Here is a 16713-nt window from a genome sequence, read left to right as displayed (position 1 = left end):
AATATAATCAATGATTATATGAGGTTGATATGTCCGTAATAGCGTTCGAACAATTCGGTGGCGCAGCCCCCATGATAGCCCCGTCACAGCTTGCTGACGGGTATGCCCAGAAAGCGTTGAACACGCGGCTAGACAGGGGGCGGTTAGAACCTTACCGAAGCATGCTAGAAATCGGAAAAAGCGCTGTCGGTAAAAAGACCATATTTTTGTATGAAGACACGTATTGGTTCGTGGACAACGACGTAGTGTCGTTCGTTCCATCTCCTATTGTGAACGACCCGTACAAGTATGTATTTATCGCAGATACGGATTATCCAAGAGTAACGCGAAACGATTTAGCCCTGGCGGGTGAGCCGTACCCATCAACCTCGTATAGATTAAGCGTACCCTCTCCAAGTCTTGCCCCTAACATATCAGTGCAAGGAGCAACGCCTGCAGAAGCCGATCCGCTCGACGCGGAAACCGTTTCGTATGTGTACACTTATGTCAACGCATGGGGGTGGGAGTCTGTGCCTAGTCTGCCGAGCAACTCGGTTGATGTGTATTTCCCCGATCAGTCGGTAGACCTAAGTTTAACCATACCGTCTGGTGGTAACAGCAACATGGGAAGCGGCGCAAGAATTAGAATATACCGATCAAATGCTGGCACAGAATCTGGGTCCTATCAGCTATGTGCGGAGTTACTCGCCTCACAAACCACTCACACTGATTCACTAGAATCTGACGAACTAGGTCCGGTGATAGCGTCTGCAGAATGGGATGGCCCACCGGATGACGATACTTCGTTATATCCCGACGGTCCTTTGTTTTGGATGGGTGCAGCAGCGAACGGGTATCTTATCGGGGTAACCAAAACAGAGATTTGTTTCTCCGAGATTAATTTACCTTACGCCTGGCCTATCGCGTATCGCAAACCCATCAAAGACATAGTAGGCTGCGCAATAACCGATAACGGCGCCGTGGTATTAACCAAGGATATTCCGTATTTAGTATATGGCTCTGATCCATCGTCGATGTCGTTGGCGCCATTAAATTACCAACAACCATGTGTCTCTAGACGCTCAATCGTGTCTGGCGAAAACATTGTCATGTACGCAAGCCCGGACGGTCTATGTGGCATCGCCAACGGTGAACTTAAAGTATTAACCGAGGGTATTTTTTCCCAAGATGAATGGGGGGAACTTAACCCTAGCACGATATGGGGCATATACCACGAGGGGAAATACTTCGGATTTTGCGAAGCAGAAAGCGGCGATAGGGGTTTTATTCTAGATCCAAGGGGCGGTAGCGTTTCGTGGATAGACTTAGATTTTTATGCGGACTGCGGGCACCGTCATGACGATACTCTGTACTTAAATAAAACAAACGGGCAGATAGCAAAATTCAACAAAGGTGAAACTACCCTTAGTTATGAGTGGGTATCCAAGCGCGTGCAAATGGACCAAGCGCTGAACTTCGCATTACTTAAAGTCAAAGCGAAATACTACCCAGCTCAAGTGACCGTATATGCTTATTATGATGATCAGCTCGTGAACAGCACTGACTTTACCGTCGATGATAGCCGTCCTGTTTATATGGAATCGGGTTTTCTCGCCAACGAGTGGGAAGTAAAAATCCACGGCACAGGACAAGTAACAGGGGTTTACCTAGCCAGCGACTGGAGTGAGTTATGAGTAAAACTCGCACGGGGGGTATCCCTCCGGTCCCCGGCACTGTTCCACGAGAAATGCGACCTTTCTTAGAAAGCATAAGAGAAGGGTTAGAAGTTCAAATGGGGCGTCGCGGTAAGGCCATAGATCGCGCTGTAACTTTTCGTGATTTAGGCGACGGCGGTATTGCCAGTTTAAATCTCTCACTTAACGGCGGGATTTCATTATCTCCGCCTAGCACCGGTGGCGGTCCAGTAGAAACTCCGCCGGCTCCGACAAACGTTAACGCCCACGCGGGGATAGACTTTGTTCTTTTGTCATGGGATTTACCGAGTTATAACGGTCATGCCTTTGCTGAAGTATATCGGATAACCGAGAACTCTGATGATCCTAACCAGACAATAGATGTAGGCTCTGCTGTTTTAATAGGCACGAACAACGGGTTTTTATACAGCGATATCGTAGACCCGCAAAGCGCGCATTATTACTGGGTCCGGTTTGTAAACGTTAATGGCGTAGCAGGCCCTTATCATAGCACCAATGGCCTGTACGCAGAGACGGCATTAAGTTACGACGCAGTAATAGACCAAGCACGCGAAGATGTTTTAGCTAGTTTAAGTATATGGCAAAACGATATCACGGACGCTATGGACATCCTCGATAATGACTACTTCGGTACAGTGTTAGGACTCCAAGAAACCGTGCAAGCGGTAGGCACACAGCTGATCCTTACAGAAAGCAGATTAGGTACTAAATACGACGAGTTCGTAGAAGTCGTAGAAACCGAGAACCTTGCTAGCGTAGAAAAAATAGAACAGCTAACTGCGTCGATTTATGACACAGATGAGAACGGCAACGTTATTTTAGACAATGACGGAGATAAGGTATTCGCGGGGTCGTTTATCACATCAGTGGATAAAGTAACGGCAGATGCTTTTAGCGCTGAAGCAGAAAGCAGAAACCAATTAGCCGCTGCTATTTTCCAGGTTAACCCTGATGGTTCTTATGTAGTAGATGAAGATGGTGTCCCTATCCTTAGCGGTGGGTTTAATACATCCGTCGAAAAGGTCACAGCGGAAGAACGAGAGGCAACCGCAACTAAACTTAATACAGTAAGCGCCAGTATTTTTCAGGAAGACGAAAATGGCGAGCTTATTTTAGACGAAGACGGTAATCCGATTTTAACCGGCGGATTTGCTAGTAGCGTAGAAGCTGCGACAGCGGATGAGGTAGCCAGTACAGCGGCACGTATAGATAATCTAACCGCTGAGATCTTTGAACGGAACCCCGATGGAACGATAAAAACAAACCCAGATGGCACACCGAAATTAATAGGATCGTTTATCGACTCAGTCGATGCTGTATTGGCAAATATTGACGGCGAGCTAATGGCAGCAATAGGAGATACCCTAACCGTAGACAACGGTGATGTGTCTTACTCATTATCGGAAATAATGTCGACAGCGCTAGACGCTGAAAACAAATATACAGCACAGTGGGGGATCAAGACCACGATCAACGACCTACAATATGGGGTAGGGTTTGTAGCACGCACAGACGACGACGGGGAAATAAGAACGGGGTTCCATATAGCAGCAGATACATTTTCTGTACACAACCCCGCTAATGGTGAAGAAGTCATCCCGTTTATTATTAACGAAGATGGGTACGTACTGATCGATACGCTGCTAGTAGACACCGCAACTATAACGAGTCTGGTCGCAGACAGTATCATTGTTGGTGATTTATTTGCGGGTAAACAAATTACGTCGCCTATTATACAGGGCGGCCAATTAATCGGCGTGACACTAAACGTTAATAATAAAACGTTCATTGACGAGTTCGGCGTGTTAACTGGGGTAGATGCCTATTTTGAAAACGGATATTTCCAAGGTGAAATACAAGCCGAGTCTGGTACGTTAGATAACGTAACAATCAAAGATACTTGTACAGTAGAAGGTACAGTTTATGCCCAGAACATCGAAGGTGATGTATTAGATCGGTATATTTTGAATGTCGACCCTGCAGTGGAAGTACCTCCAAACACCCCAACGGTAATACTGGACGTAGACGTAGATCCTGGATACGTAGGGCCATATTTCGATAGGTACGTTTACATAAGCTACGTACAAATACAAAACACAGCCGTAGCTAATAAAAATACTCCCATGGATTTAGATATGGTGCTTTATCTTGATGAATTAGAGGTTCAACGGTTTAGCGTTAACAGCATAGAATTAGGTGAAACAGTAGGGTCTGCTTTTGGTGCTTTTATAGCAAAAGGTAACAGCACAAAAAATCTAAAACTTATTATGAACGCTGATAGGGACTCAACTATATTGCAAAATTCAATATGTGTTGATGTGACTAAACAGGGGAACTCATTGAAAAACATTAGCGCCCTCTACACACAATAAATGATTCACAAACCAAATCAGGATGGTAAAATATAATCAATAATTATATTTAGGTTTAATCGTGAGTCAAACGTACCAATCAGGTACGGTTTCGGTTAGCCAAGGAAGCAACACTGTTACTGGTACTGATACATACTTTAAAACTATCGGGCTAGTACAAGCTAACAGCCTGATAACGTTTGACGGCGGTAATAAATACTATCGCATTTATGAAGTGGTAGATGATTCTACACTTTTGATCCGCACGCTTATATCTGAACAGCCTTTCGAAGAAGCTGATTTATCAGATGCGACTTATACCATTGAAAAGTCGTTTGCGCGGCAAACGAACGCTGGACTAGCATCTGATTTCGTTAATTTCCAATTCCAGTTATTACAACAAAAATTTGAATTCTATAACTGGGTCAATGCCACTGAAGATCGTTATGCAATAGATGACGGTAACGGTGGCCAGAGAAACATATTCACCCCTGTTGGTTTAGAGAATCTTTTTGCGGATATCGCCGATGGCGAAATAGGCGGTGGGTATGGAGATATTTACTGGTCGGCTATTCTTAACAAACCCATGTCTTTTACTCCGTCTCAGCACGGGCATACGTGGATAGAAGTAACCGATAAACCGGAAACTGCAACACGCTGGCCTGAGTTCCAGGAAGTGACTGGTACGGTATCAGATGAGCAATTACCTGAGTCAGTGACACAGGATAAGAAATCGCTGGCAATTAGCCCTCGTATAAATCGCGAGCAAAGTTTAACCCAGCGTCTAACTGACTATCCGACACTAACGAAAACCGAAGTACGTCCAACCGAATCACCTAACAACAAGCGCATGATCCAGTTTGATGATGTACGTGGAGAGGTTCATGTAGCACTGACTGATAGCTGGTTCACTATTACTACTACTATTGCCAGTCGTGCTTTCCCTATTTTTTATCGTGGCTTGATACTTCGCTTCAATAACAATAATGCGTACAGCGGCAATATCAAAATGCGCGTATATCCGATGGGTAATGGGGGCTTAGGTTTGCCTAATAACCCAACGCTAGCGAATCACCAATGGTATGAGTACGAAACCACAATCCTCGAAGAAGACCCTTTATACAAAATAGGTGAATTTAATAGCCAGTATTTTGAAGGGATTATTGAGTACATCGAACTAGACACCGGTTGGCATCAATTTGATGTAAACCAATCCAATGTGGGCTCACTCAATGCCAAATTCGATGTGGCTTTCGGTACATTACGATCACCTTTTAGAACGTTCTACCAAAAGGCTGATGGCTATTGGTACAGCGAAGATATGTTCCCTGACACGTTAGATGAAATTGGGCCAAGCTGGGCACAGGATACAAATAACCCCCGCGTGTTTACTGTTACTGAAGCTGATGGTAGCACAGACGCATTAAGGTTTTTTGGTGACGGTTTTGACGATTTTCAGTTTGAAATAATCTTAGATGTTTCAAATTTAAGAGGCTCTATAGCTGTAACAGTTTCTAACGCAAATCCGAACCGTATTTACTTCTCTGGTCCTTCTCGGTTTATCGCTGATGAGCGCATTTATTTAAAGCGCACAAATCCTAATAGCCCAATAAGCGCCACTATTCTTGTGGAATCGCTCAAAATGAGAATACCCCATTATGGATAGATTGTTTGATGTAAACCTACTTGCCTATGACGGATGGACGGACGGTGAAGAGTGGTCCGACAGCAACCCTGTTCAAGATATAAATGAAGTTTACCACCGCATATATAACGACAGTGAGGGTGAAAACCCGAACTACCGCATAGAACGCGGTGATAATTTTTATATAGGAGCTCACCCTTCTGAAGTGCGCGATTGGGTCCCTAGAACCGCGCCTTGGAATTTCGATATTGATGAAGCCACAGAAGGCGCATGGTTCTCGTTTTACTTTGGTTTGCAAGTTGGTGAAAGCGAAATAGACACGAGTTTAGATAATCATTCACCGTGGATTATAAACGCACCGGCTGAGTTTATTTTACTTAGCGCTGATTATCATCGTTTTTACAGCGTAAAACTTAAAGACTCACAAAACTTCTTAACACTTACCAAAGACAATCGAGGCACTGAAATACACGGTGCCATTTTAAGCAACGCGGGATTAATCGATACTCGGGGGTATCGCATGTTTGATTGGGTTTTGAGAAGTTTAACGTTTATTAAGACGTTACTAAAAGCGCTAGACATACCAATCGGTTCGAGCAATGTATCAATGCAGGGTTTCGATATTACCGGCTCAGGCGATATTGGTATTGCAGTAAGGGCCGGTCACTCTGAAATAGAAATCGTTGGCGGTAAAATTATAAACGAGAATAACCTTTTTGCCGAAAACCCTACGCCTTTCATCGGTGTTCATTTGGAGCAAGGTTCTAAAGCGGTTGTTCGGTATGTCGAGACTCAGGGTTTCAGTGACGAAGGCTTTAGGTTTGAATGCCCCGTTGATGTTAAGGGTTTAACGTCAAGCTACGATTGTAAGGGTATTCATTTTTCTGAAACTTCTACCGCTAGAGATTGTATGGTTTCATGGACGCGAAGAATACAGGGTGATGGTTTCGCTTACGAGTTTAAAAAAGACGGTGAACTTAATAACTGTGGCTGCAACTTGGATGAAACCAGTGGCTTAGGCGTAGTTGTAGGGTATGAAGGTTCAACAATTACGATAAACGGTGGTGACTATAAAGCCTTAGCACCCCTGCCTTTTGTATACGCTCGTGGTAATTGTACTTTCATACTAAACAACGTGACTGTTAACGGTAATTTATATAATGAAACCGTAGTTTTAAGTGAAGGTGAAAGTTGGCGGGGTGTAAAAGCCACAGTAACCGATGATGTACTACCTGTATACGCAAACAAAACACTGTCGCTGCCTTACATGCACATACCTCAAATGGATAATGCGGTATCAGTGCAAGGTACTGAGAATGCTTTTTCTAGCCAGATTGATTTGCCTAGTGGGGCGAGAATCGTGCCTACAGGTGATGGTTCTTTAAGGTACATGCCTTTAGATAATTGGTTGCACCTAGACCCGGGTGAAGAAGCTATCGATTACTTCAGATACAGCACTGAAAACTTTATCTATATGCACCGCTTCAAAATACTTCCTTCTCCCGAAGTAGGTGCCAAAGTGGTTCAGCCAGAGGGTTTTACCGGTAGCGGCTGGACTAAGAGCGGCGGTAACTATTATGCAAACAGTACAAGTAACCCTTTGAGCGCTAGCTACACCTTTGAAGAAGGTGAGGTTTATCAAATCTCTTTGAAGTTGGTAGACATAGAAAGCGGTTCAGTCACGCCTAAAATCGGTAGTGCAGTAGGCCAATACAGCCACAACTTAGAAGGTACTGAGGTTTGGCTTATTCGTGCGCCAGCTAACGCTACCCAAGTTCAAATCACAGCCAGCGGCTACAAGGGTAACGTCCAAAATATCTACGTGCGTAAACTGCTAAGAACCGAAACGCCAGCAGTACCAGAATTAAGCGTCACGGTTAACGGCAATGACGTTAATTTAATGTTCGATGTGCTACCTGTTACAAGGCTTAAAGACCTGTATACCGCAGATATTTACTTGTCGGGTGTCCTTGAACAGAACGAGCGTGATGGTCATAGAAGCAACAACCCAACAGCCCATTATCTTGCTGAGAACGTAACAGTTAGAAACCGCAGGAATGGAATTAACCTTCGTGGCGCGGAGTCGCTTGAAGTATACAAAATGGATTTTATTGGTGGTTACGAAGGCGAGCAAGAAACATGGCAAACGGCTGTGACTGGCGATTTGTATGGTCCTTTCGTTAAAGAGCAACAACTACATTTTTGTGATGTCGATTTATTGCTCGATTCGAATTTTGGTAACTATAACAGTCGATTTGGCAATTCTGATTGCTTCGTAGTCAATGGCGCTTACAGCGGTGAAGAAGCTTTTAAATACTCCGTAAATATTTATGGTTGTGATTTAAAAAACAGCTCTGACGCAGTGACCGACTTGAAAAAGCGTTCTGAAGTAAATCACTCGCGTTACGAGGGTGCTTGTAAGATGCTTCGTACCCACTCTAAAGGTTCAGCTACGGTTGCTAATACCGAGTTCGTTAGAACATCAGGTGTACGTGAAGTATTTTCACCTAGTCACTCTAGCCCATACATAGAAATATGGAATTGTGCGGTAGATGGTGTTCGCTGCGTTAGTACAGACCAGCTTCAAAATCAGCCTAAAGAGTTCGGTACATATAGCACTTACAGTCCTGTAAGAATACGTCCAAAACTTGTTCACGTATTGAAAACTTACCCAACAATGAAAGACCTTTGCCGAGCAGCTATGACAGATATGGAATTTGAGGTATCAAACAATGGTGGTTCTAGTTGGTCACCTTTATCCGTTCCTAACGTAGGTTTGCCTGGGGTTGTTGGTTGTTTCAAACGTGCACTTTCTTTTACTTCAGGCACATACCAGATCAGATGCCGTTGCCTAAACGGTGCGCTCATAGGCGCGTGGTCTAACACAATTTCAATTACAGTATAGAGAGAATAAAAATGGCATTAGAGCGCTTTAATTACCCAGACGGTACAACCTCTGTTGCTGGTATAACCGCAGTAAGCAATAACCTAGTAATCAACGGGGGGAAAGCTTATGTATCTTCTCCGGTTTCAAGTAACTTTTTCATTTTTGACGATTCCGTGTCAAACGGCGTTTTTGAAATGTACGCCGAAGAGCCGTCAGGAAATAATAAGCAATATGGTTTCATGGTTCGTTATGTAGATGAAAACAACAACTGGCTTGTTGTAGTTACCGATGGAGAAACCGGGCGATGCCGATTAATCAAAAAAGTTAATGGCGTGAATAATACCGTAGTAGACGTAAATAAAGACTCTATATACCAGTCAAATGCTAACAAGTTAAAAGTTAAAGTAACAAATGAAAGAATACGCTTCTTTTTGAACGATGAGCTTGCAGCTGAAACCGACGACAGCTTTTTAAGTGGGCAAGGTAAAACTGGCTTCAAAACCGATGACTCTACAATAGCTATTAACTGGATGTCTTACCAAACCGAAGAGCCTGTATCGTTGGTTCATACTGGTAAAGGGTTGAGCGCAACAAAATTAGGGCAAATTGTACCTCTGCATAGCGCAATGGCTGACATAGGTTTGTACTCAGAATACTGGCCTACCGTTGTCCGTGGAGACACAATACCTAACTGGCCTTCTACTAAATACCCTCTCATTATGTATACCTCACCTGACCACGCACCCGCGAACGTCACTACGGGGATTTATGTTCGCGTTTATAACGCTGAATTAGGGGAGCCTACAGAAACTGCCGCGTGGGAAGAATGGCAAAATGTGTCTAATCGTTCTGAGTTTGACCACATAGCTAAGAAAACAAATCCCATATTTACAGAAAGCGCGGCCCCCAGTGAAACGCCCTCGGTTATTACTAGTAACGGAACGGTATATTTATTTACACACAACATTTTAAATTCTAATTCTGCGGGGAATGTAGACCAAGGCACATCATTAGCTAAAGGTTTTAACGGTATTGATTTCACGAGTGTTGTTTCTCCGTTACTTAGTTATGATGCTAATAAAGAACAAGGGACTATGCATACGGGTTACGCGAATATAATCAAAAACCCCATTCCTTCGCAACCCTATGAGTTTTTGGTTAATGCTACTCATGGTGGAGGCGATCCTTCTCGCGGTCCTTCAGAGGTCATATACGGCACTAACGACATTGAAGACCCCGAAGCTTATGAAATAATAACCATGTTCGACCGAAGTCGTCACCCCGAAGTAATATACGCAGGTGCCGCTTCGGGGTGGAATGTAAATTGGGTAATTATGCTTAGCAATATTTCCACTCTTAGAAAAGATGGGCCGTATTACCGTTTATCTGTAAACATCAGAAAAGACGTAGTTACGGGAGGCGATGGAATACCTTTAAAGCCGATAGAGGTGTTAGTTGATGAAAACTTCAACATCGTTTCTTTGCCAAATAATTTTGTTGAGTTGGGCGCTGATGGATCTTTTGACGATGGGGAAATAACGCATTACAGCGAAGTAGAGTACGAAGGGAAACTTTATGGTTTCTACCGTGGTAAAGCGCAAAACAACGACACCGTAATCGCAATGCTAGACGTTGCCGAGATAGATTACGATTGGTCGATAATTCAGCCTCTATCGAATAAAACTGAGCTATTACGTGTAAATAGCAATAACACTTCTGGAATGACAGCTACCAGCAATCCAACAACAAACCAAGATGGATTGTTAGAATTCCCGTTAAACGCGAATGGAGACTCCAACGTTATAAATTTCGGCACGTTTAACCTTTTAGATTATGACGTATTAGAAGTTAAATTTAAAAGACAGGCGCAGACCGATGTGCAAGACATTTACGGCGAAATTGGTTTTTTTGACGACCCCGCATCTCCGTCAAACGCTGCGAGATTCATTTGGACCAAAGAAAATGGGAGTCTTATTTATAACGTTTTGTCTGATGGCGTTGCAAGCAAAGAGCATGATACTCGTAAAACTGTTGGCAGTTACGACCGCACCCAAGCAGACAGCCAGAGAGAATATTACACTTCAAGGATTGTATACGGGATTAGAATTTTCCCCGCTACGAGAGTAGTTCATATTCTCGGTGGTGTTAGTGTGATAAACGAATTTACACTAGAAAGCTTAGATATATCACAACCACTGGCCCTAGCTATGAACTTTAGCACTCCTAGCGGTGAAAACACTTCGATGGAAATTGAAGAAATCACCGTTAACTCTTATTCAAATGAAGCTAGAGGCGCAACAACACCAACCGTTAATGCAGGGGTAAATGATGCTGGTATGGTTGGGGATTCGTTTCAGTTAAATGGTACAGCCAGTGATTATGATAGTTTGGTCTGGACTTGTACCACAGGTCAAACTCCCATCTTTTCGGATACAACTATCTTAAACCCCACGGTAACGTTCGATGAAGCTGGTGTTCATAACCTACGTCTAACAGCAACTAACGCCCAAGGTAGTACCAGTGATGATGTAGAGTTTGTTATCACCGAAGAAGTGGATAGTACGCCCCCACAAATCACGTTTGTAGGTGGCAGTACCATAACGCTAACAGTAGGTGACTCATATACCCCACAAGTCACAGCTATTGATGCGAACGATGGAACACTAACACCGACTGTTTCAAATCCTGTTAATACTAGCACCGCTGGCACATACACTGTAACGGCAACCGCAACAGACGCGGCGGGTAACGTAGGTTCAGCAACGCAAACTGTTATTGTTAGCGAAGAAATAAACCAACCCCCAGTAGCAAACGCTGGCCCCGATCAGTCAGTAGCGGCTGGTGTATTAGTGCAAGTTAGCGCATCTGGTAGTTCTGATGGTGATGGTACAATAGTAGGTTACAAGTGGCGTGAAACTACTAACAGTGGTGTAGTGTTATCAAGCACTACCGCTGAAAACATCAGCTTTACTTCACCGGTGTCTGATACTGCTCAAACAGTAACGTTAGAGCTTATTGTCACTGATGATGACGGCGTAGATTCGGCACCTGTTTACGTGGACATTTCTGTTGCAGCCCAGGTTCTAGAACCCACAACCCAGACTCTGAGTGTAACTATTAAAGGTTCTGGATCAGGCACCTACGATATTGTGTTGTTTGAACCTAATGATTTAACAACGCCAGTATTTAGCGGCCCAGCAACATTTTCAAATGATGTGCTAACGCTTGAAACCTCGGACCTAGAATCTGGAACCCAGATCGTGGGTCTTTGGTTAGGTAGTAATTACCCTCAAACCGGGGGCGCGTTTTATGGGGTAATACAATAATGGCGTGGAACGTATCAGGTAGTTGGAATGTATCGGGGGAGTTCGGTTCGTACGAACTTCCTTACTACACTCCTATCGTGGGCTTAGTTGACGGGGTGAAGGTAAAATACACCCCGGTCACTTTGTTTGATTTTTCAGATAACTTTTTAGTCTGTACTGTGCAATACAAAGACGGAACCGCAGTGAGCACTGACTTGTTCAGAGAGGCTTTCTACTCGCTGGCTGACCAACTCGGAGAGGTTAAAATAACAGCAGACATGACTAGCGGTGTGTCCTTTAAAGATGGTAAAATATTAATACACATCGACGATGCGCTCCTTGATTTTAACGGTCAGGGCATGCACCAATTAGTCGTAATTACGGAAGACGGCCATAAGCTGCCACCGGTTTTCTTGGAGAAAGTTAAGATAATATCGACACTCCAAGAAGCGGGGTAATACTTATGCCAGCACCATTGTTGAGCGTAGCATTAGGTTTGGCGCAGTACGCGCCAGACATTTTAAAGCTATTCGGTAAAGATGACGAAGCGAAAGTCGCATCTAAGGTCGTAGAAACTGCTATAAAAGTAACAGGCAGTGACAACGAAATAGAAGCCAAAGATGTAATGGCTATTAATTCTGATTACCAGCTTAAATTCCAGCAGGCTTTGCTAGAAGACAAGTGGGTGCAGGAACGGATAGACCTCGCCAACGTACAGTCTGCCCGAGAGATGTACGCCAAAAACGCAATGGGCGCTGACAAAATAGCGGACAATGTCACCAAGTATAATCTGCCTCTAGCGTTGATTCTTTTTGCTCTGAATATCTTGGCTATGTATTTTTTGCAGGGTAATAGTGAGATCTTAATTGCACTCGGCAACCTAACAGGGTTCATGCTGAACTCGTTACTTAAAGAACGCCAGGATATTATCAATTTTCATTTCGGTAGTTCTCTCGGTTCCAAGATCAAGGACCTAGGGAGAAAGCCAAGTGTATAAGCCAAAGTATTTTATAGCGCAGGAACTAGTTCCTAAATCTGTATTCTTGAAACGGGGTGCTAGGTCGCTGGAACTTATCGACGAACGCTTACTTATAACTATTGATCAGCTACGCGAAAAGTTCGGTCCTTGTACGATTAATAATTGGCATAGTGGGGGAGGGTTCACCGAGTCTGGGCTAAGAACACCGGACTGTAAACACTACAGCCCTTTCTCACAGCATACGTTTGGGCGCGCTGCAGATTGTAAATTCTCTAAAGCTACGCCTGAAGAAGTGCGCCATTATATTCTCACTCATCCCGAAGAGTTCCCGTTTATTACTTTCGTGGAATTAGATACACCGACATGGGTGCATATCGACGTCAGGAACTGCAAGGCTATCACTACGTGGAGCCCAAAGAAATGAGTGAGTACGATCGATTGCTTGAAATTATCAGAGAACAGCGCGAAGAATCTAGGACCGAGAACCGTGCATTACGGGAGTCGGTCACTAAGATGAGCGATAACCTAGCGAAGTTTACTGAACTGGCATTACGCATAGAAGAACGAAGTTCTGGGCATGATGAGTTTAAGCAAGAAACTAAAGATCAGATAAAAGCTATTAACAAAGAACTTACAAACGTAAAGACGGCTATGATAAAGCCTGTTGCTTTTACCAATGGTGGGTTGAAAATCGTAGAAAAAGTAATAACTTACATGGTTCTCGGTGTCGTAGCTTGGATGAGTATATTCAAAAATCCATAATCAAATAGACGAAAGTATAATATAGGTATTGATTATAATCATACGCCTGTATATATTTCTAAACGAGACGACGAAAAAAACATCAGAAAAAAGATGTAGAACCTTGGTTTTATTACGCATTAAGATGTTGCAAAACCGTTAAGTTGTACCTATTATATAAGTATTACTTATAAGGTTAATTTATACGCAGGAGCGGATAATGCAGCGCGATTACGATGCAATACGTAAGAAACTGAATTACTACTGGGAACTAAAAGGAAAAGGTGAAAAAGGACTCACTCAGCAAAAAGCAGCAAAGATTCTAGGAATTTCTCAGCCAGCGTTCTCCTACTACCTAAGCGGACGTAACCCGTCTGCTAAAAAATCAATGGCGCTGAATACGGATATCATTAGAAAGTTTGCCGCCATGGTTGGTTGTAAACCCTCAGACATCGATTCCGATCTAACTGATGTGAACACCGTGGTATCCGGTTTGACTAAAGCCTGGGTACCAGTTAAGTACGCATTATCAGGAATGGAAAGCACAATGAAGTCATTAGCAGTAAATTTTCCTGCCGTCCCGAAGGACTGCTTTGCAATAGAGGTGGATGTGGAGAATTATGATGGGTTGAAGAAAGGCCAGCATATTATTTGCGATCCTGCTTCTAAGGTCCATGAGCATGACTACGTTATAGTTATCAAGGATAATGAAGTCTTCTATGGTTTATTAAGATATTTGTCAGCCCAGTGGGTGGTGACTTACTCTTTGAATGGTAAAACATTTAACGAGCCCACCGATACTGGCGTCGTCCATTATGTTATGGCCATACAAAATAAAATGAACGACAAGTCCATGCCGTTTAAATAAAAAGAAACCCCGCAAATGCGGGGTTCTTCTTTTTGGCTTTACTACTTAGCTCTCTTCGCCCTCGGCGAGCTTACCGAGTCTATGGGGAGTAAACATAACCCTGGCTTGCACATTCAGTTGACTACCGGCCTCGGTGTAAGGAGGTGACACGTCATAGGTAACGGTAGGACCACGCATGTGCCAGACGTCTTCAAGTCACATGCCTGGGTTTACCTCTTTGCCTTCGCGCAATACGCGCATAATTTCTGACACATACTTAACTTGGTGAACCGAGTCATCCAATGCGTTGTGGTAAGTACCTGCACGCGGGATAGTGTTTTTGGCATCGGAGATCCCTTCGCCCATTGCCACTACTGTTCGAACGTCGCGGACATTCCAAAATTCCCACGGGTGTTCTTGGCCGACAACTTTGTATGCGCACTCTAAAAGTGTGATATCGAAACTGGCACCGTTGCCCCATGGCTTGACTGATTTTTTGGTAATGCCTTCGGCAGTTAAAAATTCAGTGAACGATGTCATTACATCAGGTAAGTTTCGTTTGAAACCGAAAAAGACTTTCGCGGCTTCTTTGTCTTGTTTAATCCACCACTGGATTGTTGATGGGTCCATTACCAGCCCGTGTTTAATACACGAGTCTAAAGAAATAACGTCATAAAACGTTCTTCCTGTTTCGCCGGTAAACGGGTCAAAGAACACAGCACCGATGGAAACGATAGCCGAGTAAGGTTGAGTACCGACAGTTTCAATGTCGATCATGACGTCTTTCATTTTGCGGATCACTTGGGTCAATGTGATTATCCTACTTTGGGCGGGTATAATCACTGATTATAAGATAAGAGGTTGAAAATTACCACTTTCCGAGTGCGAAAAAAGTGCGAATTTTTAACCCCGAGTGCGAAAAAAGTGCGAATTTTAAAACGTGTCTGTACGTGATTGCGTTTTAAAAAAGCGCGTAAAGTATTGATTTTAAGGAGGGTGGTGCTTCCCAGAATGCCGCTGTCCATGTTTCGCCCGTGAACCGAAAAGTTCAGGGCGGAAGAATCACAATTGCCGTAGGCTTCTCGATACGCGTCGAGCTTGCACAATAGCAGCTGTTTCAACTTCCTAGGTTTAAAGCATCGGCCAGGGACATGAATGAACTAGCAAACATCCCAGGAAACATTGTTGTTGTATTAACGCAACAGGGTATAACAAACGCGAGATCCAGTGAAGGGGATCACTTAATGCGCTTTATAACTATTTTGCGTGGTGAATATAAAAGTCGTTAAAAATTAACATTTTCTTGACCAATTGGTCAGCAATTATACACGCATATAAGATAAGCTCAATAATAACAAAACAGCTATTAAATACTTACAAGACTGTTGCGAGAGGAATTCCGTATCCAACACAAATGATCTTAGATGAATTCACGCTGTGTTACTACCCATAGTAAAGATAATTTTGCCAATTACATACTGATTGGACAGTGAGTATGCAACCTACAAGCCCAATTGAGCGAAGTGTGAACACGAAGTGCCGAGCGGTGTTAAAGTTCGTATATTGCTTGGGGCAAATGTGGGCTTTGTACATTGAATTTTGCTAGTATTAACTCCATCAAGAGATGACACGCTTGTTGGCCTAGCTTAACGAGGCGTTGTTCTCAATCCATTTACAAACAAGAGTACGATTCGTGGAAAAACAGCTCGATTACGATAGCGTAAGCAATAAATTGTCGCAGCAGAGCATCATAGTAGATGCGGCAGAGGTTCATGGCATTTTGTGCGGCATGCTTTGTGGCGGAATGTCACTGACCGACCAAAAGTGGTTAGAAGCCTTGAGTGAAACCATTAATCAAGGTGAAGGCTTTAGTGACCAAACGCAGCATCTTTTAACCACGCTTTTTAATCAAACGTGTCAGCAGTTGCTAGAACCTGAGTTTGCGCTTACCTTGTTACTTCCTGACGATCAGGCCCCAATTAACGACCGAGGCGCGGCCCTAATTAACTGGGTACAAGGCTTTATGCTGGGTTTTGGTTTGCATCAACAAGACTTAATGCAATGTTCAGATGATGTAAAAGAAGCACTTGAAGATTTTTCAGATATTTCACGCATGGAAGAACCGATGGATGCTGATGAAGAATCTGAAAAAGCGCTATTAGAGGTGGAAGAATACGTAAAAATCTCTGCTATTTTGTGCTTTAGCGAGCTAGGTCAGTCACTTTTGGATGATCAACAAGACACGCCGTCCGTACACTAATTAA

Annotated in this window: 12 protein-coding genes and 1 other RNA gene; 11 read left to right on the top strand and 2 right to left on the bottom strand. The window is 43.5% G+C overall.

Going from position 1 to position 16713, the window contains the following annotated elements; genetic code table 11:
• The first annotated feature begins 29 nt into the window (after positions 1-29).
• The 10 genes from MADE_RS14370 to MADE_RS14325 all read left to right on the top strand — a co-directional run bounded on the left by MADE_RS14370 (position 30) and on the right by MADE_RS14325 (position 14470).
• Positions 30-1673, top strand: coding sequence for a hypothetical protein (locus tag MADE_RS14370; protein WP_012519336.1), 1644 nt, complete (start codon positions 30-32; stop codon positions 1671-1673).
• Positions 1670-4066, top strand: coding sequence for a phage tail tip fiber protein (locus MADE_RS20015; RefSeq protein WP_012519335.1), 2397 nt, complete (start codon positions 1670-1672; stop codon positions 4064-4066). The genes MADE_RS14370 and MADE_RS20015 overlap by 4 nt, the downstream gene beginning before the upstream one ends.
• A gap of 61 nt (positions 4067-4127) precedes the next feature.
• The gene (locus MADE_RS14360) at positions 4128-5711 is read left to right on the top strand and encodes a hypothetical protein (RefSeq protein ID WP_023559832.1); all 1584 of its coding nucleotides are present in this window, start codon (positions 4128-4130) and stop codon (positions 5709-5711) included.
• A complete protein-coding gene (locus MADE_RS14355; protein WP_012519333.1) occupies positions 5704-8595 on the top strand; it encodes a hypothetical protein in 2892 nt (963 codons plus the stop codon). Before MADE_RS14360 ends, MADE_RS14355 begins: the two co-directional genes overlap by 8 nt.
• Positions 8596-8606: 11 nt before the next feature.
• On the top strand, positions 8607-11903 hold the full coding sequence (locus tag MADE_RS14350) for a PKD domain-containing protein (protein ID WP_012519332.1): 3297 nt from the start codon (positions 8607-8609) through the stop codon (positions 11901-11903).
• Positions 11903-12340, top strand: a complete 438-nt coding sequence (locus MADE_RS14345) for a hypothetical protein (protein WP_012519331.1) — start codon at positions 11903-11905, stop codon at positions 12338-12340. The genes MADE_RS14350 and MADE_RS14345 overlap by 1 nt, the downstream gene beginning before the upstream one ends.
• A 5-nt stretch (positions 12341-12345) precedes the next feature.
• Complete coding sequence (locus tag MADE_RS14340) at positions 12346-12879, top strand: hypothetical protein (protein ID WP_012519330.1); 534 nt, start codon at positions 12346-12348, stop codon at positions 12877-12879.
• Positions 12872-13285 carry a D-Ala-D-Ala carboxypeptidase family metallohydrolase gene (locus MADE_RS14335; protein WP_012519329.1) on the top strand — a complete coding sequence of 138 codons (414 nt, stop codon included), beginning with the start codon at positions 12872-12874 and terminating at the stop codon, positions 13283-13285. Before MADE_RS14340 ends, MADE_RS14335 begins: the two co-directional genes overlap by 8 nt.
• Complete coding sequence (locus tag MADE_RS14330; RefSeq protein ID WP_012519328.1) at positions 13282-13623, top strand: hypothetical protein; 342 nt, start codon at positions 13282-13284, stop codon at positions 13621-13623. Before MADE_RS14335 ends, MADE_RS14330 begins: the two co-directional genes overlap by 4 nt.
• Before the next feature lie 199 nt (positions 13624-13822).
• A complete protein-coding gene (locus tag MADE_RS14325; RefSeq protein ID WP_012519327.1) occupies positions 13823-14470 on the top strand; it encodes a transcriptional regulator in 648 nt (215 codons plus the stop codon).
• A 195-nt stretch (positions 14471-14665) separates the two neighbouring features.
• Here the strand turns inward: MADE_RS14325 and MADE_RS14320 are convergent, their stop codons facing one another.
• Together MADE_RS14320 and ssrS are read right to left on the bottom strand one after the other, a co-directional pair.
• On the bottom strand, positions 14666-15250 hold the full coding sequence (locus MADE_RS14320; RefSeq protein WP_012519326.1) for a 3'-5' exonuclease: 585 nt from the start codon (positions 15248-15250) through the stop codon (positions 14666-14668).
• Positions 15251-15448: 198 nt separating this feature from the next.
• A non-coding RNA gene (gene ssrS / locus MADE_RS20340) (6S RNA) lies at positions 15449-15631 on the bottom strand.
• A gap of 511 nt (positions 15632-16142) precedes the next feature.
• Between ssrS and MADE_RS14315 the strand changes: the two genes are divergently transcribed.
• Positions 16143-16709, top strand: coding sequence for a UPF0149 family protein (locus tag MADE_RS14315; RefSeq protein WP_012519325.1), 567 nt, complete (start codon positions 16143-16145; stop codon positions 16707-16709).
• Positions 16710-16713: the final 4 nt, after the last annotated feature.

This window comes from Alteromonas mediterranea DE (assembly GCF_000020585.3).
GTDB classification, from domain to species: Bacteria; Pseudomonadota; Gammaproteobacteria; order Enterobacterales; family Alteromonadaceae; genus Alteromonas; species Alteromonas mediterranea.
Note: the sequence above shows the minus strand (reverse complement) of the source record. Positions and strands in the feature narration are given on the sequence as shown.

What these genes read in the sequence shown, in the direction of transcription:
- MADE_RS14355 (WP_012519333.1), top strand. Translation starts at nt 5,704, where the DNA reads ATGGATAGATTGTTTGATGTAAACCTACTTGCCTATGACGGATGGACG.
- MADE_RS14350 (WP_012519332.1), top strand. Translation starts at nt 8,607, where the DNA reads ATGGCATTAGAGCGCTTTAATTACCCAGACGGTACAACCTCTGTTGCT.
- MADE_RS14340 (WP_012519330.1), top strand. Translation starts at nt 12,346, where the DNA reads ATGCCAGCACCATTGTTGAGCGTAGCATTAGGTTTGGCGCAGTACGCG.
- MADE_RS14370 (WP_012519336.1), top strand. Translation starts at nt 30, where the DNA reads ATGTCCGTAATAGCGTTCGAACAATTCGGTGGCGCAGCCCCCATGATA.
- MADE_RS14330 (WP_012519328.1), top strand. Translation starts at nt 13,282, where the DNA reads ATGAGTGAGTACGATCGATTGCTTGAAATTATCAGAGAACAGCGCGAA.
- MADE_RS20015 (WP_012519335.1), top strand. Translation starts at nt 1,670, where the DNA reads ATGAGTAAAACTCGCACGGGGGGTATCCCTCCGGTCCCCGGCACTGTT.
- MADE_RS14325 (WP_012519327.1), top strand. Translation starts at nt 13,823, where the DNA reads ATGCAGCGCGATTACGATGCAATACGTAAGAAACTGAATTACTACTGG.
- MADE_RS14345 (WP_012519331.1), top strand. Translation starts at nt 11,903, where the DNA reads ATGGCGTGGAACGTATCAGGTAGTTGGAATGTATCGGGGGAGTTCGGT.